Annotated in this window: 19 protein-coding genes and 1 pseudogene; 6 read left to right on the top strand and 14 right to left on the bottom strand. The window is 63.3% G+C overall.

The annotated features are described in order from the left end of the window. Nucleotides 1-367: 367 nt before the first annotated feature. From FDW83_RS10765 to FDW83_RS10750, 4 genes are all read left to right on the top strand, one after another. Entirely contained in the window at nucleotides 368-655 is a 288-nt protein-coding gene (locus FDW83_RS10765; protein WP_009358243.1) for an HU family DNA-binding protein, read from the top strand. Between the two features lie 118 nt (nucleotides 656-773). Continuing rightward, nucleotides 774-2,921: a cytochrome c oxidase assembly protein gene (locus FDW83_RS10760; RefSeq protein ID WP_138138076.1), complete on the top strand. Its 2,148-nt coding sequence runs from the start codon at nucleotides 774-776 to the stop codon at nucleotides 2,919-2,921. Further along, nucleotides 2,921-4,927: an NHL domain-containing thioredoxin family protein gene (locus FDW83_RS10755; RefSeq protein WP_138138075.1), complete on the top strand. Its 2,007-nt coding sequence runs from the start codon at nucleotides 2,921-2,923 to the stop codon at nucleotides 4,925-4,927. The genes FDW83_RS10760 and FDW83_RS10755 overlap by 1 nt, the downstream gene beginning before the upstream one ends. Nucleotides 4,928-5,158: 231 nt before the next feature. Next, complete coding sequence (locus FDW83_RS10750) at nucleotides 5,159-5,572, top strand: endonuclease domain-containing protein (RefSeq protein ID WP_240720949.1); 414 nt, start codon at nucleotides 5,159-5,161, stop codon at nucleotides 5,570-5,572. Nucleotides 5,573-5,699: 127 nt separating this feature from the next. Here FDW83_RS10750 and FDW83_RS10745 read toward each other — a convergent pair whose 3' ends face one another. From FDW83_RS10745 to FDW83_RS10700, 11 genes and pseudogenes are all read right to left on the bottom strand, one after another. Beyond that, nucleotides 5,700-6,692 carry a hypothetical protein gene (locus tag FDW83_RS10745; RefSeq protein ID WP_171027538.1) on the bottom strand — a complete coding sequence of 331 codons (993 nt, stop codon included), beginning with the start codon at nucleotides 6,690-6,692 and terminating at the stop codon, nucleotides 5,700-5,702. A 140-nt stretch (nucleotides 6,693-6,832) separates the two neighbouring features. Then, a complete protein-coding gene (locus FDW83_RS10740) occupies nucleotides 6,833-8,551 on the bottom strand; it encodes a helicase HerA-like domain-containing protein (protein ID WP_138138074.1) in 1,719 nt (572 codons plus the stop codon). Between the two features lie 48 nt (nucleotides 8,552-8,599). Then, complete coding sequence (locus tag FDW83_RS19750; protein WP_370281219.1) at nucleotides 8,600-8,887, bottom strand: GNAT family N-acetyltransferase; 288 nt, start codon at nucleotides 8,885-8,887, stop codon at nucleotides 8,600-8,602. An 81-nt stretch (nucleotides 8,888-8,968) separates the two neighbouring features. After that, entirely contained in the window at nucleotides 8,969-9,106 is a 138-nt protein-coding gene (locus tag FDW83_RS19745) for a hypothetical protein (protein ID WP_370281218.1), read from the bottom strand. A gap of 11 nt (nucleotides 9,107-9,117) precedes the next feature. Continuing rightward, a pseudogene (locus FDW83_RS10730) lies at nucleotides 9,118-9,767 on the bottom strand (hypothetical protein); the annotation flags it as partial. Between the two features lie 916 nt (nucleotides 9,768-10,683). Then, nucleotides 10,684-10,902 carry a hypothetical protein gene (locus tag FDW83_RS10725; RefSeq protein WP_138138073.1) on the bottom strand — a complete coding sequence of 73 codons (219 nt, stop codon included), beginning with the start codon at nucleotides 10,900-10,902 and terminating at the stop codon, nucleotides 10,684-10,686. A gap of 183 nt (nucleotides 10,903-11,085) precedes the next feature. Next, the gene (locus FDW83_RS10720; RefSeq protein WP_138138072.1) at nucleotides 11,086-12,090 is read right to left on the bottom strand and encodes a carbohydrate kinase; all 1,005 of its coding nucleotides are present in this window, start codon (nucleotides 12,088-12,090) and stop codon (nucleotides 11,086-11,088) included. A gap of 55 nt (nucleotides 12,091-12,145) precedes the next feature. Further along, the gene (locus FDW83_RS10715) at nucleotides 12,146-13,207 is read right to left on the bottom strand and encodes an NAD(P)-dependent alcohol dehydrogenase (protein ID WP_138138071.1); all 1,062 of its coding nucleotides are present in this window, start codon (nucleotides 13,205-13,207) and stop codon (nucleotides 12,146-12,148) included. 40 nt (nucleotides 13,208-13,247) lie between these two features. Beyond that, entirely contained in the window at nucleotides 13,248-14,165 is a 918-nt protein-coding gene (locus FDW83_RS10710) for a carbohydrate ABC transporter permease (RefSeq protein ID WP_138138070.1), read from the bottom strand. After that, nucleotides 14,162-15,130, bottom strand: a complete 969-nt coding sequence (locus FDW83_RS10705; RefSeq protein WP_138138069.1) for a carbohydrate ABC transporter permease — start codon at nucleotides 15,128-15,130, stop codon at nucleotides 14,162-14,164. Before FDW83_RS10705 ends, FDW83_RS10710 begins: the two co-directional genes overlap by 4 nt. Nucleotides 15,131-15,195: 65 nt before the next feature. Then, nucleotides 15,196-16,545: a sugar ABC transporter substrate-binding protein gene (locus FDW83_RS10700; protein WP_138138068.1), complete on the bottom strand. Its 1,350-nt coding sequence runs from the start codon at nucleotides 16,543-16,545 to the stop codon at nucleotides 15,196-15,198. Between the two features lie 264 nt (nucleotides 16,546-16,809). Here FDW83_RS10700 and FDW83_RS10695 point away from each other — a divergent pair, with 264 nt between their 5' ends. After that, the gene (locus FDW83_RS10695; RefSeq protein WP_138138067.1) at nucleotides 16,810-17,751 is read left to right on the top strand and encodes an AraC family transcriptional regulator; all 942 of its coding nucleotides are present in this window, start codon (nucleotides 16,810-16,812) and stop codon (nucleotides 17,749-17,751) included. Between the two features lie 66 nt (nucleotides 17,752-17,817). Here the strand turns inward: FDW83_RS10695 and FDW83_RS10690 are convergent, their stop codons facing one another. After that, on the bottom strand, nucleotides 17,818-18,168 hold the full coding sequence (locus tag FDW83_RS10690) for a hypothetical protein (RefSeq protein ID WP_138138066.1): 351 nt from the start codon (nucleotides 18,166-18,168) through the stop codon (nucleotides 17,818-17,820). 258 nt (nucleotides 18,169-18,426) lie between these two features. Further along, complete coding sequence (locus tag FDW83_RS10685) at nucleotides 18,427-19,452, bottom strand: LacI family DNA-binding transcriptional regulator (RefSeq protein WP_138138065.1); 1,026 nt, start codon at nucleotides 19,450-19,452, stop codon at nucleotides 18,427-18,429. Between FDW83_RS10685 and FDW83_RS19165 the strand changes: the two genes are divergently transcribed. Then, nucleotides 19,412-19,555: a hypothetical protein gene (locus FDW83_RS19165; RefSeq protein ID WP_171027524.1), complete on the top strand. Its 144-nt coding sequence runs from the start codon at nucleotides 19,412-19,414 to the stop codon at nucleotides 19,553-19,555. The genes FDW83_RS10685 and FDW83_RS19165 overlap by 41 nt on opposite strands. A gap of 57 nt (nucleotides 19,556-19,612) precedes the next feature. Here the strand turns inward: FDW83_RS19165 and FDW83_RS10680 are convergent, their stop codons facing one another. Beyond that, nucleotides 19,613-21,283, bottom strand: coding sequence for an alpha-amylase family glycosyl hydrolase (locus FDW83_RS10680; RefSeq protein WP_138138064.1), 1,671 nt, complete (start codon nucleotides 21,281-21,283; stop codon nucleotides 19,613-19,615). Nucleotides 21,284-21,288: the final 5 nt, after the last annotated feature.

The raw sequence follows: 21,288 nt of genomic DNA, 5'->3' as shown, positions 1-21,288 counted from the left end.
CACATCACGGTCGAGGCCCCAACCAGCACTGGTTGGGGCCTCCCACATTTAACAACCCCTGCGAGAGCCCCCTCGATGCCCTATCGGATCCGGCCCCCAAAAACCCTGGAATAACAACAGGACCCGATAGAGCAACCCGGAAAACACCGCAGGACGTGAGAGAGGGTTCCCGTGGGCGACGGCAGCGGGTCTGGAGGGGGTCCGGAAAGGGCCGAAAACCCTCAAAATTCCGGTGATTAACCTCAAAAGTCGCGGAAACACGCGGAATTTGCGGCCCCGGCCCCGTCAAGCTGGTAAGTTTTCGGACAGTGGCTTGTGCGCATGCCGCGTACAGGCTCCATAATCATGACCGTCCAGGAGGACATAAATGGCTAAGAACCGTAGTGAACTTGTTGCAGAGGTTGCGGGCAAGGCCGGCACCAGCCAGGCTGCCGTCAACTCCGTTCTCGACGCACTGTTCGAGGTTTTCGAGACTTCTGTCGCCGCGGGCGAGAAGATCACCATCCCGGGCTGGCTCGCCGTCGAGCGCACCGACCGTGCAGCACGCACCGGCCGTAACCCGCAGACGGGTGAGACCATCCAGATCGCAGCAGGCCACAGCGTCAAGCTGACCGCCGGTTCCAAGCTGAAGGCTGCTGTCTCCAACAAGAAGTAGAGCTTCTTCCCGCAGGCGATAGCGCCGTAGGGTTCAAAGGGCGGTGACCACGTGGTCACCGCCCTCTTGCTTTATCCCCGGCCGATTCGCCGCCCGGGCAGGCGTAGCGGACAATGGAGTGGTGTCTTCTGCCGCAAAACCACGTTCCACAACTTCCCGGCCGGCTCCCCACAAGGGAGCCCGGGGCCAGGACAGCGGCGCCCTGGGCATCTCCGCAGGCTGGCAGCTCGCGGGGCTTGCCGCCCTGGTCCTGGGGCTGGTTGCGGCGCTGATCTTCTCCGGCGCAGCGGCTGCCCGCGGCGTCGCGGATCCCGGCGCCCTGGTGCGTTGGGGACTCCCTGTCAGCAAGGCTGTCCACAACATCTCCGCGGCGACCGTTATTGGCGGACTGATCTTCGCCGTCGGGATCCTGCCCAAGAGCCTGTCAGTCCGCGGGAGGGGCGAAGAAGAAGGCCCGGAACACCCCGCCTTCAGCCGGGCCCTGGCCGCTGCGGCGGCAGCCGGCGCTGCCTGGACCCTGTCCGCGATCGCCGTCCTGGTCCTCACCTACGCGGATGTTGCCGGGCAGGGGCTGTCCGGGGATGCGGCGTTCACGCAGGCCCTGGTGTTCTTCATGACGGACATCGAGACCGGACGCGCCTGGCTCGCCGTCACCATCATCGCGGCGGTCGTTACCACGGCACTGTTCGGCGTGCGGTCCCTGGGCGGACTGGCGCTGACCCTGATCCTTGCATTCATCGGACTCGTCCCCACCGCACTGATCGGCCATTCCTCCAGCTCTTCGGACCATGAAGGCGCCATCAACTCCCTTGGGCTGCACCTGGTGGGTGTCACGACATGGGTTGGCGGGATCATCCTGCTCACACTGCTGTCCGGAATCCTGACCGGCGCCAAGGCCGGTGCTGCCGGCGACATCACGGAAGCAACCCTTCGCCGCTTCTCAAGCCTGGCAGGATTCGCCTTCGTGCTGGTGTTCGCATCCGGTGTCATCAACGCCAGCATCCGCATCACCACTTGGGGTGACCTCTTTGGCTCCGCCTACGGGCAGCTGATCCTGGCCAAGACGGCGGCAACGCTGGTCCTTGGCGGCATCGGTTTCATGCACCGCCAGTGGGTTATCCCGCAGCTCGGCCGTAAGGGCTCCACCATGTCGTCGAGGCGCGTCCTCTGGCAGCTGGTCCTGGTGGAACTGCTGGTCATGGGCGCCACCTCCGGCGTCGCCGTCGCCCTGGGCCGTTCGGCACCGCCGCAGCCCACCACGTATGCACCCGACGCCTCGCCGGCCTTTATCCTGACCGGCTACGAACTTCCCCCTGAGCTCACGCCGGAGCGCTGGCTGACGGAGTGGCGCCTCGATTGGCTGTGGATTGCCGCGGCGCTCTTTGGCCTGGTGTCCTACTTCCTGGGTGTGGCAAAGATCTACCGGCGCGGCGACAAGTGGCAGTGGTTCCGCTCAGTGAACTGGGTGATCGGCCTGGTCGTGCTCACCTACATCACGTCCGGCCCGCCGTCGGTCTACGGGCGCGTCCTGTTCTCCGCGCACATGGTGGACCACATGGCCCTGACCATGGTGGCGCCCATCTTCCTGGTGCTCGGCGCCCCGGTCACCCTCGCCCTGCGGGCACTGCAGCCACGCGGCGACGGGTCACGGGGCACGCGCGAGTGGATCCTGGTGTTCGTCCACTCGAAGTTCTCCCAGGTGGTCACGCACCCGCTGTTCGCCGCAGCCAACTTCGCCGGCTCGATCGTCCTGTTCTACTACTCGGACCTCTTCGGCTTCGCGATGCGCGAGCACGTGGGCCACGAGCTGATGATCCTGCACTTCCTGCTCACCGGCTACATCTTCGTGTTGGGGATGATCGGGATCGATCCGCTGCCACGCCGCGCACCCTACCCGCTGCGGCTGCTCCTGCTTCTGGCCACCATGGGCTTCCACGCCTTCTTCGGCGTCGCCATCATGGGCGGTGACAACCTGCTCGCCGCGGACTACTTCGGCAATTTGGGCCGCGACTGGGGTGACTCAGCGCTGGTTGACCAGCAGAAGGGCGGTGCAGTGGCCTGGGGCATCGGCGAGGTGCCCACCCTCCTGGTGGCGATCGGCGTCGCCATCATGTGGTCCCGCTCCGACGCACGCGAGACCAAACGGGTGGACCGCGCGGCCGACAGGAATAACGACGCCGATCTCACCGCTTACAACGATATGTTTGCCAAATTGGCCGAACGCGACGCCAAGCTGGCTGAACGCAACAAGCTGGAAGGACGCTGATGAGCGAAACCGTACGCACCCACGCCCGGGTCCGTGCCTCTGAACTAGTGGGCCGCAACTGGTTGAACACCGGCGGCAAGACACTCGACCTCGAAGCCCTGCGCGGCAAAATCGTGCTGCTGGACTTCTGGACGTTCTGCTGCATCAACTGCCTGCACGTCCTGGACGAGCTGCGTCCGCTGGAAGAGGAGTACTCGGACGTCCTGGTGACGGTCGGGGTCCATTCGCCCAAGTTCGAGCACGAGGCCGACCCCGTTGCCCTCGCTGCCGCCGTCGAGCGCTACGAAATCCACCACCCTGTCCTGGACGACCCCGAACTGGACACATGGAAGGCGTACACCGCCCGCGCCTGGCCCACCCTGGTGGTCATCGACCCCGAGGGCTACATCGTGGCGCACCTCTCCGGTGAGGGTCACGCGGACGGGCTGGCGGTCCTGATCCCCGAACTCATCGCCGAACACGAGGCCAAGGGCACGCTCCACCGCGGTTCCGGCCCGTACGTGGCCCCCGAGCCGACCTCCGGCACCCTGCGGTTCCCGGGCAAGGCCCTCTTCATGCCCGCCGGACGAGGGTCTGCTTCAGGAGCAGCGGACGACGGCGGCGCGGCAGCAGGTGCCGCAACTTCCGGTTCCTGGCTGGTCACCGACACCGGCCACCACCGCCTGGTGGAACTGGACACCGACTTCAAGACGGTCCTGGCAACCTTCGGCTCGGGCACCAAGGGCTATGTCGACGGCCCCGCCGCCGGTCAGGAAGCCACCGCCCGGTTCAACGAACCCCAGGGCCTGGTCATGCTGCCGGAAGAAGTGGCAGCCAAGGTCGGGTACGACGTCGTTATTGCCGACTCCGTCAACCACCGCCTGCGCGGCCTGTCCCTCACGGACGGCAAGGCCTCCACGCTCGCCGGTAACGGGATCCAGCGCCTGCTGGAAACCGGCCCGGCCCGCGTGGATGAGGACGCCGCCGGGTTCACAGGCAAGCTGAGCGAGCACTCGCTCGAGGTATCGCTGAGTTCTCCGTGGGACCTGGTGTGGTCACGGAAGCTGGACGCCGTGGTGATCGCCATGGCCGGCACGCACCAGATCTTCAGCTTCGACCCCGTTGGCGGTGAAGTGGACATCATCGCCGGCAACGGCCTCGAAGGCCTGCTGGACGGCCCGGCCCACGAGTCCTGGTTCGCCCAGCCCTCCGGTGTGGCCGAGGACGCCGACGGCAACATCTGGGTGGCCGATTCGGAGACGTCCGCCCTCCGCAAGCTGGTGATTGCCGACGACCGCACCATCACGGTGGAGACCGCCGTCGGCAAGGGCCTGTTCGACTTCGGTTTCCGGGACGGCGCAGCGGCCGAGGCACGCCTGCAGCACCCGCTGGGCGTGACGGTCCTGCCCGACGGTTCGGTGGCTATCGCGGACACCTACAACGGTGCCGTCCGCCGCTACGATCCTTCCTCCGGGACTGTCAGCACCCTGGCCCGCGGCCTCCTTGAGCCCTCGGACGTGATCGTCGATCACACCCACTCGGCCGGCTCCGAGCCGCTGCTGGTGGTGGTTGAGGCCAACCAGCACCAGCTGGTGTACGTTCCGATCCCCAAGGAAGCCCAGCAGGTGGACGAGGGCGCGTCCCAGACCCACCGGCCCAAGAGCCCCGTGGCGCCGGGCCCGCTGGAGCTGACCGTCCGCTTTACCGCCCCCACCGGGCAGAAGTTGGATGACCGCTGGGGCGACCCCACGCAGCTGAAGATCTCGTCCACCCCGCCGGAGCTGCTGGTGTCCGGCGGCGGGACCTCCGTGGGCCTGCTCCGGACTGTTGAGCTGTCCCCGGATGTACCGGAGGGCGTGCTGCACATTACCGCCCGAGCCGCAGCATGTGACGGTCCCGAGACCGAGGATGGCGAGATCCCGGACCACGCCGCCTGCCACCTGTACCAGCAGGATTGGGGCATTCCGGTGGTGCTGCAGGGCGACGGCGACACCGAACTGGTCCTGGACCTCCGCGGCATGGACTGACCTTCGGCCCCGTCGTAAGTCTTTGAGAGGCTGCTGCCCGTGACTCTGGTGTCACGGGCAGCAGCCTTTTGGGTACCCGGCTTCGGTGAAACCGCGTGATTCCGCGGCTGTGCCGTGGGGCACAACCCAAAAACATGCCCTGCTGTTGCCGCCTTCACCGCACCGGCCGGTGGCGGCCCTTGCCGATCTGCTGATCCATGCCGTTGCCTGCCCTTTCCGGAGTCGCTGGTGATGGTCGAGTGCGCAGTGGCCCGCGGCGACATGACCATCGGAGTCCCGCGCGATCGGCTGCCGGGTAAACGGAACGGGAGGGCCAGGGCAGTGCTGGACTGGGTGGACACCGGAGCGGACTCACTGCTGGAGACGCTGGCCAGGACGTACTTCCGTCAAGCCGGCATATCGGTGCAGGCGCAGGTTTACCTGGAGAGCGTCGGGTACGTCGACCTGCTGTTGGACGGCTGGCTGGTAATGGAGCTCGACGGCCGGCACCATGCCGAGTGGAAGCAGGTACAGAAGGACCACCGGCGGAACAACGAGTCGGTGCGACAGGGGTATACGGCCTTGAGGTACTACTACGCGGACGTCGTCCACCGTCCCGACGTTATGGTTGCCCGGGTACTGCAGGTCCTGGCACGACGGCGGTAAGGAACGTCGGCGTCACGCGGAACGTGTTTTTGGCGGGCACCGCGAGCCACAACCCCGGAAACTCAAGGGCTGGGCAGTGCAGTTGGCCCAAAAGGGTGCCCAGCGTGACGCAGCGGTGAAAGGGACCCTAGAAGGTCAGCATCGGGGTGACCTTGACGGTGTCACCGGAGACGTCCAGGCGGGTGGTGAAGCTGAAGTCCACCTCTTCCTCGAGCGGATACCAGACACCGGTGAACAGGTTCTGCTGCAGGGCTTCCACCTTGGCCTTGCCGTCCAGCGGCGCCACCACCCAGCGGCCGTCGAAAGGTTCGATCGAGACGTTGGGGTATTCGGTGACGGTCCACTTGATGCTGCCGTCCTGCACCCTGTTGTTGCTCGCGTAGTAGAACGGGCAGTCCGGCTGCAGCCGCTGCTCCTTCATGGCTTCCGCGGCGCAGTTGTCCAGGAACTCCTTGACCTTGCCCGCCACGTCCTCCTTCAGCTTGCCCGTGGCCTGGGTGAGGAGGTTGAGTGGCGCGACCGGGACGTCGCGGGCCGTCACTGTTGCCCGGCTTGCGGGGGCGGAAAAGTACTGTCCGTCCAGGGCGGCTTCATATTCGCCGGGGTAGAACACGGCAAAGGAGTTCCGGCCGTTGGGCATGTTTACCGGCACCCCGTTGACGTTGGCCCGGTTGCCGTTCACCACGGTGATGTCGATGGTGGGCAGCCGGGTGGGAACAAAAGCCCAGGTGTTAAAGAAGATCCATTCGGTGCCGGTCTTTTCCAGCAGGAAGTCGGTGCGGAGCCGGCTGCCGTCGATGGTGTACTCCATGGGCACCACCACCTGGTCGCCTGGGCGTTCCACCGGGTCGCCGATCTCGATGTTCGCCAACCGGGACGCCGCGGTCTGAAGCCCGGTCCCGTCCAGCATGGCGGCGTTGCTCGGTGGAACGGTGGCCCGCAACAGCCCCAGCGCCTTGCCGCCGTCACCGTCTTGCAGCGCGTCCAGATACTCGCGCACAGGCTGCTGCGGGCTGGCCACGGTGTTGTTCACCAGGTTCACGGCCACCACGGCTCCTGCGACGGCAAGCATGAGGCCCAGCAGCCACCCGGCCGCTATCCTCACCAACGCTTGACTCATCTGCACGGTTCTTACAGTAACGGCAGTGCGAACGGACACTGAAGTTGGTGTCTCCCCTCATCCGGTGGGTCCAGGCGGGAAAAACGTACGACGACGGCGCGTGGGACAGCCGGAAAAGGGCGCCTTGGACAGCGCGACAGTCAGCGGCGGCGGCGCCGGGACGACGTGCCGAACACCCCGCGCAACAGCTCCCGACCCAGCTGCGTTCCGACCGACCGTGCCATGCTCTTCAGCCCGCCGCCCAGGGCACCGCCGAGGACCACGCCCAGGTCGTCCATCATTCCGCCGGCCGGCTGGGACTCAGGCTGCTGCCTGCGGGGTGCCCGGGGAGCGTCATAACCGGCGTCCCGGGCCGGAGTGTCCCGGCGCGGTGCGGGCCTGCTGCTGGACCGGCCCAGGATCTCCTCCTCGATCCGGCGGGCTTCCGCATCAAGGTCATACCCGCCGGCCGGGATGCCCGAATCCGGAGCAGGCATGCCAGTGGCGGCCGGGCCGGTGGGCGCTGCCGCCTTGCCGGTGAGCTTCTCGTAGGCGGAAGGGTTGTCAACGGCGGTCCCGTACTTCGGCAGCAAAGCGGACGAAGCCACAGTGCTCCGGACCAGGGCTTCGTCGCTGGGCCCCATGACGGACTCGGGGGCCCGCAGCCGGGTGTGCGCCACGGGGGTGGGCGCACCCCTGTCGTTCATGACGGTTATGACAGCCTCGCCGATGCCCGCGGACGTCAGGGTCTCCTCGAGGTCGTAGTCGCTGACCGGGAAGGTGGAGACCGTGGCTTTCAGGGCCTTGGCGTCCTCCGGGGTGAACGCGCGCAGGGCGTGCTGGACGCGGTTGGCCAGCTGGCCCAGGACGTCGGCGGGGACATCCTTGGGTGTCTGGGTGACAAAGAAGATGCCCACTCCTTTGGACCGGATGAGCCGTACTGTGGTGGTGATGGCCTCGAGGAATGCTTTCGACGCGCCGTTGAAGAGCAGGTGTGCCTCATCGAGGAAGAACACCAGCTTGGGTTTGTCCAGGTCGCCGGCCTCCGGGAGGTCCTCGAAGAGGTCGGCCAGGAGCCACATCAGAAACGTGGAGAACAGCAGCGGTTTGGTCTGCAGGGTTGGCAGCTCCAGGCAGGTGACCACGCCGCGGCCGTCCGGTGCGGTGCGGAGCAGCTCGGCGGTATCGAACTCGGGTTCGCCGAAGAACTTTTCCAGTCCCTGGGCCTCGAGGTTCACCAGTTCGCGCAGGATCACCCCGGCTGTGGCTTTGGACAGTCCGCCGAGTTCCTTCAGCTGGTCCTTGCCTTCGGGGGAGGTGAGGAACGAGATGACCGCCCGCAGGTCCTTGAGGTCAATCAGCTCCAGGCCGTTCTTGTCCGCGAAGTAGAACACCAGCTGCAGGCTGGACTCCTGGGTGTCATTCAGCTCCATGATGCGGGACAGCAGGATGGGCCCGAATGAGGTGACTGTGGCCCGGACCGGGACGCCGTTACCGTCGCCGCCGAGCGCCAGGAACTCCACCGGAAACGCCTTGCCCTGCCAGGGCTGGCCGATGCTCTCGGTGCGGGTCCTGAGCTTCTCGCTGCCGGCCGCCCCGGTGGCCAGTCCGGACAGGTCGCCCTTGATGTCGGCGAGGAAGACGGGAACCCCGGCGGCGGACAGCTGTTCGGCCATCATGTGCAGCGTGACCGTTTTGCCCGTGCCGGTGGCGCCGGCCACCAGCCCGTGCCGGTTCATCATGGCCAGTGGCAGCCGTACGGGCGCGTCCTTGTGGAGTTCACCGTCCACGATGGCGGCTCCGAGCTCGATAGTGGCTCCCTCCAGCGTGTAGCCCTTTTGGATGGTGGCAAGCTTCTCTGCAGTGGTTTTCCCGGCCATGGCGCTAGCTTAGCGGCGCATCAACCGGGAGCCGAGGTACCGGGCCGGTCAGTTGTCCGACGCTGCCGGCAGGTCCTTGGTGAACGTCAGGATGCCCACGGTTTCCGGGTCGGCCGAGACGTCGAACTGCGGCTGGTAACCGGTGCTGAGGTCGAGGTGCTTGGCCTCGGGCTGCCCGGGACCTGTGGTGAGGTAGATCCGGGTGTATCCGCGGCGGGCTGTCAGGGCTTCGAGTTCGGCGAGCACCAGGCGGGCCAAACCACGACGGCGGTGGGCTGAGGAGGTCCAGATCCGTTTCAGTTCGGCGGTGGTGGCGTCATAACCTGCGGAAGGCACCGCCGGCGATGGACTCCCCGTTTTCCTGGGCCACCAGCAACGCGCCGCCGGGACCCTCAAACTCCGCGGCCGGGTACTTGTTCAGTTCCTCGGCGCAGCGCTGCGCCCCAAGCGGTCGCCGTAACAGGTGTCGTACTCGACGGCGAGTTCGTCCAGCAGCGGCCGGACGCGGGGATCGTGCATGGGCAGGTTGAGCACCGTCAAGGCTGCGCGGTCCACCCTCCTTGCGTTCAGTTCTTTCCGACGGCGGTGGGTTCTGGAGATATTGTGGCGGAGAGTCCGCGGGCGGTGGTGAGGATGGTCCGCGCCAGAGCGTCGTTCTCTCGGAACGGCGCGGCCTTGGTGTTGGGCCGGGCGAAGGCACCGGCTCCCCAGCCGGACGTGCCGGGACCGATGCCGAACAGGGTCTCCTGCGCCTGACCGTCCGCGCCCACCAGCCGATAATCCGGGTTCACCAGCAGCTTGCCGGTGGAGTGGATGCCCTCGGCCGTGAGTAGCTGCTGCTCGGTGCCGATCCCGCTGGAGTGCAGGGATGAAAGTACGACATTCAGCGAACGGGCCACCGACGTGGACGGCAGCCGGGCCTCGATGAACGCCGTGGCACTCACCTCCGCGCCGGACTGGGCAGACACTGCACGGAACGTTCCGGTGGCTTCCTATCTGCTGGGAGCGGGCGTTCAACCGCTCGGCCGGGACCACGCGGCCCACTTCCATATATACGTGCAGCAGGGCCAGGAACAGCGCAAGGGTTTCCGGGTGGTCCGGGCTGTCGGAGGGCAAGGTCGTGCTCGATGTAGCCGGTCACTGCGGACTGCACCTCCTGCAGGTCCGCCAAGCGGCGGTCCAGCCGCTCCAGGTCCAGGTGCAGGCCGGCGTCGGGAAATGGTTTAGGTTTCTGGCCGCGGCCTCTGTCAGGGCGGGGAGTGTCAGGATGGACCTTAAGACCTGCTGCACGGAGTGTCGGAATCGGCGTATCTAGCCCTAATCTAACGTGGTTTTGATGTGCTACCTGACGTCAGGTTGGGGTGTGCGCTAGCTGGACGAACTCCAAGCCTGCGCGCCGGGGTCTCCGGAAATTTCCGCATCGGCGCCTGGTTAGCAAGGCAAGGTTCGACCTCGCCTAACTTTTAGCAGATTTGGCCCTAGAGGCATTAGGTGCGGGGATTGATTCGATAAGTGGGGAGCACGCTTGAAGCCCTAGTATTGCCGTTACTGGGCAGTGATCGGGCCAACGGCCGCCCCGACAGCGTCGAGGTGTTTCTTCATGGCTGTCTCGGCCTCAACTGTGTCGACGTTCCATGAGCTTTCGCTGCTGGAGGTACACCGAAACGAATCTGACGGACAACCAGCGCAGCCGGCCAGAACGAGAACCAAGGCTGGGCAGATATATCGGTAGCTTGCTCGTAACTAGTGCAATGACGCCGGTGGATTGCGTGTATGCCCTTCTCGGCTGCCCTCGTCGCAGCGGCGTTGGTTATGGGCTATCTCGACACCCGGTCCACGGGTTCAACGAAGCGTGCAGAGAATCGGTAGTGAGCAGTACACCTGCGTGAAGACCAAAGAGACTGCGTGGACCCATCTAATGACACCACTCCAAAGTTTTGCAGGAAGAGGTTGGAAAAAATCATGGCAAGAGCGCCAACGCCCGCTCAAGCACTCGGCGAGATTCCCCGGCCCAGCACATACAGCACAGGCTCAACCGCGGGATGAGTACGCCCTGCCGAGCAAGACGTACTCGACTCGGCTGCATCGGGAGTTTCACCGACGAGGAGTGGCCGGATAGGCGGCGTGGGTGGCTACAGGGCGGTATCGCGTTCGTCGGTTACCCCATAGGGGACGCTGGCGTCTGGTGCAACAGTGTATTTCCCGTGGTCCAACCGAGTGACTAGTATCCCCTGCCGGGCGTCGTGAGCGTACGGGCGCACCAGCAACTCGGCTGCGCACAACTCGGCATCGATTTGGCTCGGATGGGTGACGGTGATCCGGAACTGCCCCGGTTGCGTCATCTTGATCATTAAGTTTCCCTTTCTTACAGATGAATACGGGCTTGCTGCCCGGATGAAATGTTTGGCAGCGGGCAGCCAGGAGTCTGTGACGCCGCATGCCCGCCGGGCGTGCCGTCAGCGCCACTGTCAGGAGAGGTGCATTTGTGCCGCAAAATAGTGCCGGACCGGTCGAATCGTAGGGTGCGTCTGTGCCTAACTTTCCCGGACGAAGGACGGTATCGTTACGGGTCCGAGCTCCGCTAAGCGGGGCGGGTTGGCACCCGGGGTGGAGCAAGTGATGGCGGCGGCCGTGTTTGCGTAGCAGGCCAGGGCGTGAAGCTGTTCCTGCGTGATTCCGTAGAGGCGTCGCCTGGCGGAAGCACCTAGCAGAGTCAGATGAGCGAGGCCAGCGATCAGTGCAGCCATGAAGGAATCCCCGGCCCCGACAGTGTCTGCCACGGCGACGGTTTCACCTGGTAGGTCGATCCGTCCGGAGCGGCTGAGGATGACCGAACCACTGGCGCCGCGCGTTAGTGCGACTATCCCAGGACCGAGGTTCAGCCACGCCGCAATTGACTCCTCCAGGGTTCTGTCGGGATAAAGCCAGCGGAGGTCCTCGTCGCTGGCTTTGACGATGTCACTGACTGCGACAAACCTTTCGGCCTCCTCCCGGACCGCGGCTGCGTCGGGGCTGATGTTCGGCCGGCAGTTGGGGTCGTAGCTGATCGTGGCGTGGGGCCGTGCTGCCTCGATCAGTCCCATGACGCACTTGTTGCCCGGGGGCAAGACAGTGGCGATGGATCCGGTGTGGACGTGGAGCGAGCTCTGTACCGCGGCCAGGGCGGGGACGGGAGCTCCATTAATGTCCCAACTGATGGCAAAGGTGTATTGAGCCGAGCCTTTTTGGTCCAGGGACGCCAGTGCGGTTGAGGTCGGCCGCAAACCTCCCACGATCGCCTGGACAGCGTTTCTTTCCAGATGGTCAGCGACCATCTGCCCGTAGCGGTCGTCGGAGAAGTGGGTGACGAGTTTGGTCCGCAGGTCCAGACGTGCACACCCGACGGCTACGTTTAGTGGGCTGCCACCCGGATGGGTCTCGGGCGCGCTGTGCCCGTGGCGGGAGTCATCGATGATGTCGACGAGTGACTCGCCGATGACGGTTACCAAGGCTTCGTCGTCAAAGACCTCTTCTTGGCGCCGGTTAGTTAGTGATGACATTGTTGCCTCCTTGTCGTCACTGTGGACGTTTCTGCTGCTTAGCTGAAGGCGCTGGTCAGCGGCCTGGGTAGACGATTGCCTTTAGTTGTCCGGGCTGTTTGCCCGCTTTGAGCGCTTCTTCGGATTCGGCGAGGCTGAATTTGCCGGTGACGAGCACTTCGAGGTTGATCTTGCCGTCGGCGATGAGCTGGATGGCAAGGGGCCAGGTGTTGGTGTAGCGGAAGACGCCGGAGAGCCAGATCTCCCGGTTCTGAATGTACGAGACTGGGAGTTCGACGTCGTCTGCCCCCAGACCCACGAGGATCACCCTTCCAGCGGGCGCCACGGCCTTGATACCTGAACGGACCGCCTGAGGCGCACCGGAAGCGTCAATGAACGCATCCACTTCCAGCCCCTCAACGGTGTCGGTGCGTGCATTCAGGGCGTGGGTGGCGCCGTGTTCCAGGGCGAAGGCGAGGCGGTCTTCTGCGATGTCGCTGATGTAGATTTCCGTGGCCCCGAAGGCACGGGCCGCTTGGGCGGCGATGATGCCGATTGGGCCGGCGCCGGCGATCAGGACGCGGCTGCCGGGTCGGATCCCGGCACGTTCGCAGGCCCACAGGCCTACGGAGAGCGGTTCAATGAGGGCAGCTGCTTCATCGCTGATGCTGTCGGGAATGTCGAAGGCGAAGTCGGACTGGATGGTGACGTACTCGGTGAAGGCGCCGTCGACGGGTGGGGTGGCGTAGAACTCGATGTCCGGGCAGAGGTTGTAGCGGCCGGCCTTGCACTGCTTGCAGGTGCGGCAGGGGCGCTGGGGTTCGACGGCGACGCGCTTGCCGATGCGTGCCGGGTCAACGTTGCTGCCGACGGCGGTGATCCTGCCGGAGAGTTCGTGGCCGAGGATCAGCGGGTGGTCGACGACGTAGTCGCCGATCCGGCCGTGTTCGTAGTAGTGCACGTCGCTTCCGCAGATGCCGACGGCGGCGACCTGGACCAGGACCTGGTCGGCGTTGAGCTTCGGCAGGGGAAGGGTTTCCATCACCATGTCACCCTGATGCTTCAGGACGGATGCGCGCATGGTGTCGGGCAGCTTGTGGGCCGATTGGCTGCCGGTCTGGGCGGTGGATGTTGTCATCTGAAGTTGTCCTTTATATACGTCTTGGAAGGGCCACTGGTTACTTGACGGCGCCGAGGGAGAGGCCCTGGACGAGTTTGTCCTGGGCGGCGAACCCTGCGAACAGCACCGGCAGGGAGATGATGACGGCAGCCGCGCACACTTTGGCGAGGAAGAGGCCCTGGCTTGATACGAAGCCTGTGAGGAAGACCGGTGCGGTGCCGGCGACGACGCCGGTGAGGACGCGGGCCAGGAGGAGTTCGTTCCAGCTGAAGATGAAGCAGATCAGAGCGGTGGCGGCGATGCCGGGCATTGCGACGGGGGCGATGATCTTGCGGAGGATGAGCAGGAGGTTGGCGCCGTCGATCTGAGCTGCCTCGAGCATTTCTTCGGGAACTTCGGCGAGGAAGGACCGCATCATCCACACCGCTATGGGCAGGTTCATGGAGGTGTACATCAGGATCAGGAACCAGATGTTGTCCAGTGCTCCGGCTGTCTTGGCGAACAGGTAAAGCGGCAGGATCGCGGCGACCACGGGCATCATCTTCGTGGAAAGGAAGAAGAACATGACGTCGGTCCACTTTTTCACCGGCCGGATGGACAGTGCGTAGGCCGCGGGGATGGCCAGTGCGAGGACCAGGAGGGTCGAGATGATGGAGGCGGTGGCTGAGTTGATCAGGGGTGGCCAGGGGCTGATTCCGGAACTTGCGCCGAAGAATTCCTTGTAGGCATCCAGTGTCAGGTCAGCCGCTATCGATGGTGGGTTGGTTGCAGCGTCCGTCTCTGAGTGGAAGGAGGTCAGGATCATCCACAGCACCGGTGTTGCGAAGAGCAGGGCCAGCAGCCATGCGGCGATGCCGGCGGCGGTGTTGTTCCGGGTAGGGTCCATGCGGCTTTTGCCGCGGCGACGCGAAACAGTGTTCAGTGCTGTCGGACCCGGTGGTGTCTTGCGGGGCGCGGCGGGGCTGAGCGTGCTCATCGTGCTGCCTCCTTCTTGAAGAGCGAGAAAACGGTGCGGAGTGCGAAGGTCGCGACGATGATCGTCCCGATGACCACGACGACACCGGCGGCGGAAGCCAGGCCGTATTCATTGGCGAAGTAGAACGTCTGGTAGATCGCGTAGGGCAGATTCGCTGTGCCCAGGCCGCCAGAGGTAAGAGTGAAGACGGCATCAAAGTTCTGCACGATATAGATCGCACCGAGCAACCCACCGAGCTCCAGGTACTGGCGCAGGTGCGGCAGCGTCAGGTCGCGGAAGATGATCCACGGGGTCGCACCGTCCATCTGGGCGGCTTCGATCGTGTCCATCGGTCGGGACTGCAGCCCGGCGAGCAGAATCAGCATCATGAACGGGGTCCACTGCCAGACCAGGGACACGATTACCGCCATGAGGGGTGCCTGTGAGAGGAGGTCCGGCTGGGGCGGGTTGTTGCTTCCGGACAATGACCAGATCCAGGTCAGCGTTCCGTTGATCAACCCATAGGTAGGGTTCAGCAGGGCGTGCTTCCAGATAAGTGCAGCGGCCACAGGGACAACGAGGAACGGGGCGATCAGCAGGGTGCGTGCCAGGCCACGGCCGATGAATTTCTTGTCCAGCAACAGTGCCAGTCCGAGCCCGATGAGCAGACTGACCAGGACCACCGCGACGGTGAGGATGATGGTGGTGAAAATGGCCTGACGAAGGTCGGCATTTGTCAGCACCTGGACGTAATTTCCGAATCCGGCGAACCCGGTTTGGTCCGGGCGCAGGCTGTTCCAGTTGAGGAAAGAGATGATCAGGGTCACCACGAACGGAAGCTGGGTGACGATGATGAGGAAGATCAGGGCCGGCAGCAGCGGCGCACGCCGGGCCCAGACCAGGGCACGTTCACGGGACCTGGCGTTTTTTGGCGGTTTGGATGCGCTATGCCCGGTGCGGGAAATGGGCGCTGTTGCGGTCGTCATAGTGGGGGTCTCCTGCGGTGCTGTAGCCCGCCCGGAGGCGGGCTACAGCACCGGTTGGTGGGTTATTACTTCTTGTACTTATCGCCGACTTTTTGTGCGGCTTCTTGCCCCTTGGCCAGCGCGTCGGCGACAGAACCCTGTCCGGCAATGGCGGAGCTGACGCCCTGGGAGACCGTAGTGCCAAGGTCAGCGAACTCGGGGATGCCTACGAACTGGATGCCGACCACGGGACGTTCCTGGACGCCGGGGTTCTTCGGATCGGCATTTTCGATGGCGGACCGCTCAGCGGTGAAGAAGGGAGCGGCCTTCTGGAACTCAGGGTTTTCGTAAGTGGAGATGCGCTTGCCCGAGGGGACTTTGGCCCACCCGAGCTTGGAGGCCACGAGTTCCTCATACTTCTTCGAGCTGGCCCAAGCGATGAACTTGCCCGCGGCTTCCTGCTTCTTTGAGGCAGCCTGGACGCCCCACGACCAGGTCCACAACCAACCCGATGACTCTGTTTCCTTGACGGGAGCCTGAGCGTAACCGATCTTGCCTTTTACGGGGGATGCGTCGGCCTCCAGAGCGCCAGCTGCGGAGGTGGCGTCGTACCACATAGCGACTTTGCTCTGCCCCATGTTGTTCAGGCACTCAGTGAACCCCGCCTGGGCAGCGCCTGCTTCACCGTGTTCCCGGACAAGGTTGACATAAAACTCAGTAGCAGCAGTGAATTCGGGGGAGTTCACCTTCGCGTTCCAGTCCTTGTCGAACCACGTTCCCCCGAAGGTGTTCACCACCGTTGTCAGCGGGGCGAAAACTTGGCCCCAGCCGGGCTGGCCCCGGAGGCAGATGCCTTTCATGCCCGGCTCTGCTCCGTCGACCTTAGCGGCGAGGTCAGCAACCTGGTCCCAAGTCGGTTTCTCAGGCATCGTCAGGCCCTTGGCTTCAAAGACGTCCTTCCGGTACATCAAAAAAGAGGACTCGCCATAGAAAGGCTCACCGTAAAGCTTGCCGTCTTCACCCGTGAGCGAAGCGGTGTAGGCCGGCAGGATGTCATCCTGGTCGAACTCCGGGTCCTTAGCGACGCTGTCAACAGGGGCCAGCCATCCATTGGCGGAATAGAACGGGATTTCGTAGTTGGACAGCGAAGCGACATCGTACTGGCCCGCCTGAGTGGAAAACTCCTGGCTGATCTTTGCCCTGACGTCATTCTCCGGAAGGATCGTGTAGTTAACCTTGATCCCGCTTTCCTTGGTGAAGTTGTCGGCCGTAAGTTTCTGCAGATCCTCCATCTGCGGGTTATTTACCATCAGCACATTGATGCTGTTCTCATCGCCTGCCGCCGAGCCACCGCCGGCACCTGAACAGGCAGAGGCGGAGAGCGCGATACAGAGGGCACCTGCGGCCAATGAGGCGGCACGTAGCTTCGGGCGCATTAAGGACTCCTTTGTTCTTTAAGGGGAGCAGGTCCGGTAGGCCGACTGCTGTGTCGGCTATCGGGACCGCGGGGGAGCGGGACGCCGAAACCGGCATACCTCGCTGATGTTCCTCAACGATAGGGGCGTGCGTTAGAGGACAACTAGCGTCGTAGTTGAAGAATGCTGATACTTATTTGCATGGTGTTGCTGGGGCTGGCCCGGTGATGTTGGGAACTGCGTGATATAGCTTGTCCATTTTTTATAGACCCAGGAGAAGGAGAAATGAGCATAGGCACTGTAAACCCCGACGATGAGGCTGCTGCCCGGCTGGCGGAAAGGCTGATGGGGATGCAGGCCAACCGCGAGGTCATTCCGCCGGACCCCACTCACTCTGTCCGCTGGCATCAGCATGACTATCCCAGCCCGGTGGCACGCTGGAACTACCACCCGGAGTACGAGATCCATCTCATCCGAAAGGGCAGTGGTCGGTTCATCGTGGGGGACTACATCGGAACGTTCGACGCCGGCCATGTCTCGATAGTCGGGTCCGGTCTGCCGCACGACTGGGTTAGCGACCTCGAACCAGGAGAGGTCCTTGAGAACCGGGACGCCGTGATCCAGTTCGACGGGAAGTGGGTCGAGCAAACTGCGGCGTTGGTCCCGGAGATAGCGGAGGTGAAGCCCCTCCTTGCCCAGTCGGCCCGCGGCATCGAGTTCCTTGGGTCCTCAGCGGAAGCAGCTGCCAATGCTATCGAAGCGATGGGTGCGACCAATGGACTGGAACGATTCCGACACCTGCTTGACCTTTTCGTGGTTCTCACCCGCTCCCCGCAGGAAGAACGCCGCTATTTGGCTGAAGAGTGGTTCAGACCCCAGCTCGATGGCCAAGCCGCGGCAGTGGTGGACATCGTCCTCGAGTACGTTTTCAGCAACCATGCAGGAAGTGTCAGAATGTCAGAGGCGGCGGCCCTGGTGGGCATGCCGGAAGCTACTTTCTCGAAATACTTTAAGCGCGGTACCGGCCAGAACTTTAGTGATCTGGTCCGTAAGCTCCGGCTCGCCCACGCGCGTCGCCTGCTTGAACACAGCGACAAACCGATTTCCGACATCTGCTACGAGGTCGGGTTCAGCAACCTCTCCAACTTCAATCGTCACTTTCTCAAGGACATTGGAGTCACTCCCAGGGCCTACAGAGCTGCAGGTCAAAATACCCACAACTCATAGCAATCCATAACAGGCCACCACGAATGGAACCACTCAGTGCTGAAGACACCGAAGCCGGATCCCGAGTCAGATTCGGTAGGGTGCCAACATGCGCTGCTGCGCCTGCAGTTCCTTCCCCAGACTGATGATGTTATGAAGCTTGAATGCAGCTGAAGCGTAAGCAACGAGACCAGCTATCGCCACACCTACAGCGGCAAGAGTATAGAAAGTGTGTTCCTGCGGCTCGACCAATAAGCCACAGATATCAAGCGCAAGGCCGGCAGTGGTAAGGATTGGCGCAAGCCGGAGGACCAACTGGTAATGACGACGCCACGTCTCCAGCTCTTGGCTCCAATCGCAGAAAAGGCTAGCGAGGGACAGTTTTCCTGAGCGCAACGCATATCTAAAGGACGCAAAATGCTCGTCAGGCACCGCCATACGTGCAGTCAAGGACGGAGTGATGAGCAGGACAGTCCAGCCTCCGAGCAGTAAGACTGCAAACGGTAGGTGATGGGCGTACGTCTCATTAGGAACGTCCTCCGTGAGCCAGCTCAGCCAAAGTGGAAGGATGAAGACCACCTCAACCACTAGGACCCAGAGTAGGAAACCTTTGCAGCGCCTCTTCAGTTCTGCACTTACCGGTCTTGAATCCTGAAGCCATGACACTCCCGGCACCCCTAAAGAAGATTGATTGTTTTATCGGTGAAGTTGTGATGCCACTCTGCGCTCGGTACTCGTGCGATCCGTCAGCACTGTGGGGAGGTAGTGGTTCCCGGGGCTTCCTGTCTCGGTGGGTCTCTGAAGCCTGTCCAGAAGGAGGGTTGCTGCGAAGGCAGCTTCGTCGGCGACTGGTTGGGCAATCGTCGTTAGACCGAGGACCCTGCTGATTGGATGATCATCAATACCAATCATGGAGATGTTCCCTGGGCAGGCGAGCCCGTGGTCCTTTAAGGACATAAGTGCACCGAAGGCAACCTCGTCGCAGCCAGCGAAGACGGCCGTGGGTATATCCCTGTGCTTAATCAGTTCTTCCATTGCCTGACGCCCGCCTTCAAGGGTGTAGCCGGCCTCGATGACCCAGTCCGGGTGCGCTACCGCATCATGCTCGGCAAGAGCTAACTCGAATCCTTGTCTGCGGTCCGGGGTGGCCCTAATCTTGCCGTTGCCGGTCTGGCCACCGGCCAGAAACGCTATATCCCAGTGACCAAGGGACAGCAGCCGGTTGGTGGCTGCCTTTGCCGCAGCGACATTGTCGATACCCACGTTGTCCCAAGGGACGTTGTGCATGCCGACACTTGCGATTGCTCGGTGGCTGGAGGACAGTGCCGCTGTTTGTTGGGGGGTGAGGTCGACGTCGATGATCAGGAAGCCGTCCACTGTTTGGGCTAGTTCCCTTGGGTCGTCAAAGAGTCGCGACTGAATGTGTTCCTGTCCGCGCAGGCTAATAAGAACTGGATCCAGTCCGGCGTCGGCAATGATCTCCTGGGCCGCCTCGGCAGCATGGGCGAAGTACCAGGTTGTGGCCGTTGGAACGACGACTGCCACAGCTCCGCTCCTGTTGTTGTTGCTTTGAGCTGGGGATGGGACGCGGTAGCGGAGCTTCTCTGCGGATTCGTGTGCTTTGGCACACGTGGACTCGGATACGCCCGGCAGGCCTCTAAGGGCCCGTGAGGCAGCACAGATGGAGATTCCCGCCAGTGTTGCGACGTCTTTGATGGTCACTGGGCTAGTTTCGGTCAGCACGGCTCAACCCTTTCTGGAGGTGGCGATCGTCAGCTGGGAACAGGCAATCCTGCGCCCGGTCAGGCAGAAAACATTCGTCTGAGGATGGCAGGCACGGCAATCGGGGAGAGCGGGGGCGCCTTGCTGCCGTTTGCCGGTGTCAGCTCCGCCCTTGCTCTCGGAGCGATGCCAGTTCGAATACGCCGCAACCGAATCCGGTCGCGCAGATCACGCCGTCGTCAAGGCCGACGCCGGGCCCGAAGAGGTGCCGTGCGGCCGTACCCGCAGGCATTTCGACTTTCACTTCCATTGCCTGGCGGAGTGGGTTGACGACGATCAGATGGGTTTCGTCGCGAAGGTATACGAGCGGATAGCCGGAAGAGAGCACGGTTCTGGACGCTCTGGTTCCCAGGGCAGGAACCGAACGGCGCAGCTGCACCAGGCCTTGAACGAAACGCAAGAGCGAGTGGGCATCATCCAGTTGCGCTGCCACGGTAGGCCGGTCGGCGTCGGGGTCCTGCGGAAGGTACAGGCTTTCCGTGGATCCGGTCGAGAAGCCCGCATTCGGAAGCCTGTCGTCCCACTGCATTGGCGTGCGGCAGGAAGCGCGGTTAAAGGCAGGGGTCCAGATGCTGCCTTCCTTCTCGGGAGCCTCTTCCAGATAGCGCATGCCAATCTCGTCGCCGTAGTAGATCGAGGGAATGGAGCCCCAGGTCAGGAGAAAGGTGAAAACCGCCGGAAGTTGCTCGATGGTCCTGTTCCCGCATACCAGTCGGAAAAAGTCGTGATCGGATGAGGGCAGCACGACGAGGCGATCGGGACCGTTAGTTTCGAGATGGTGGTTCCACAGGCCCAGGAACCTCTCAAATGCGCGCCTGCCCTCGTCAACATCGGCGTCGGGATCGAAATAGCACGGCTCAACCTCCTGCTGCCAGGGCAACAGGCCCGCGCCGCCATTGTTGAAGAGCGCACTGTGTTCCTCGTGGATTACGAGTGAGAAGTCAGCATCGAAGTTGCCCCGCACGCCGGCGTCGACCGTTCGTAGTTCATCGCTTTCCGGGAGGAGGACTGCGTCAGGATGTGCCTGCCGCATCCACTCCCCCACCTCTCGCCACAGAGCCGTGGTCTCGACCAGGCCAGGGTCGTCCTTGACCAATGAAAAGGCCATATCCACCCGGAACCCGGCGACGCCTCGGTCAAGCCAGTAGCCAATGATTTCCTTCAGTGCGGCTCTGTTCGCCTGGGGTCCCGCAGCGTCCGGCAGCTGCCGCCAGGGCTCGTCAGGTGCCAGTCTTGAGTATCCGAAGTTCAGGGCGGGCTGTTCCGGGAAGAAGTTCTTCATGTACCAGCCCCTGGGGCCTTCCGGTGCGGCCACGAAGGCCTCTCTTGGCCGGTCCGACCAGATGTAGCGGTGATCGGAAGGATCGTTCATCGACGCACGGAACCATGGATGTTCAATTGATGTATGGCCTGCGACGAGATCCAGCAACACCCTGATTCCGCGCGCCTTCGCTTCCTTTACCAGCGTGATCATGTCCGCATTCGTCCCATATCGGGGCGCGATAGTGACGTAATCCGAAACGTCATACCCGGCGTCGCGGAACGGTGAGGCAAAACACGGGTTGAACCAGATCACGTTCATGCCCAGCCACTGGAGATAGTCCAGATGTCGCAGCACTCCGGGCAGGTCACCTATCCCGTCACCGTTCGAGTCCGCGAACGACTGCGGATAGATCTCGTAGATGACCGCATCTGCCAGCCATTCAGGTGCTGAAGTCCTACCGACGAGGCCCTCGTTAGTCGTGTGCTGGTACTGCAGGCCCTCATGCATCAAGG

Origin of the sequence: Pseudarthrobacter sp. NamE2 (assembly GCF_005796205.1) — a bacterium.
In the GTDB taxonomy this organism is placed as follows: domain Bacteria; phylum Actinomycetota; class Actinomycetes; order Actinomycetales; family Micrococcaceae; genus Arthrobacter.
This window is presented reverse-complemented; position numbering and strand designations above follow the sequence as displayed.

Excerpts from the sequence above, each read along its gene's own strand:
- FDW83_RS10765 (WP_009358243.1), top strand. The coding sequence starts at position 368 with ATGGCTAAGAACCGTAGTGAACTTGTTGCAGAGGTTGCGGGCAAGGCC.
- FDW83_RS10755 (WP_138138075.1), top strand. The coding sequence starts at position 2,921 with ATGAGCGAAACCGTACGCACCCACGCCCGGGTCCGTGCCTCTGAACTA.
- FDW83_RS10750 (WP_240720949.1), top strand. The coding sequence starts at position 5,159 with ATGGTCGAGTGCGCAGTGGCCCGCGGCGACATGACCATCGGAGTCCCG.
- FDW83_RS10745 (WP_171027538.1), bottom strand. The coding sequence starts at position 6,692 with ATGAGTCAAGCGTTGGTGAGGATAGCGGCCGGGTGGCTGCTGGGCCTC.
- FDW83_RS10740 (WP_138138074.1), bottom strand. The coding sequence starts at position 8,551 with ATGGCCGGGAAAACCACTGCAGAGAAGCTTGCCACCATCCAAAAGGGC.
- FDW83_RS10725 (WP_138138073.1), bottom strand. The coding sequence starts at position 10,902 with ATGATCAAGATGACGCAACCGGGGCAGTTCCGGATCACCGTCACCCAT.
- FDW83_RS10720 (WP_138138072.1), bottom strand. The coding sequence starts at position 12,090 with ATGTCATCACTAACTAACCGGCGCCAAGAAGAGGTCTTTGACGACGAA.
- FDW83_RS10715 (WP_138138071.1), bottom strand. The coding sequence starts at position 13,207 with ATGACAACATCCACCGCCCAGACCGGCAGCCAATCGGCCCACAAGCTG.
- FDW83_RS10710 (WP_138138070.1), bottom strand. The coding sequence starts at position 14,165 with ATGAGCACGCTCAGCCCCGCCGCGCCCCGCAAGACACCACCGGGTCCG.
- FDW83_RS10705 (WP_138138069.1), bottom strand. The coding sequence starts at position 15,130 with ATGACGACCGCAACAGCGCCCATTTCCCGCACCGGGCATAGCGCATCC.
- FDW83_RS10700 (WP_138138068.1), bottom strand. The coding sequence starts at position 16,545 with ATGCGCCCGAAGCTACGTGCCGCCTCATTGGCCGCAGGTGCCCTCTGT.
- FDW83_RS10695 (WP_138138067.1), top strand. The coding sequence starts at position 16,810 with ATGAGCATAGGCACTGTAAACCCCGACGATGAGGCTGCTGCCCGGCTG.
- FDW83_RS10690 (WP_138138066.1), bottom strand. The coding sequence starts at position 18,168 with ATGGCGGTGCCTGACGAGCATTTTGCGTCCTTTAGATATGCGTTGCGC.
- FDW83_RS19165 (WP_171027524.1), top strand. The coding sequence starts at position 19,412 with ATGGAGATTCCCGCCAGTGTTGCGACGTCTTTGATGGTCACTGGGCTA.
- FDW83_RS10680 (WP_138138064.1), bottom strand. The coding sequence starts at position 21,283 with ATGCATGAGGGCCTGCAGTACCAGCACACGACTAACGAGGGCCTCGTC.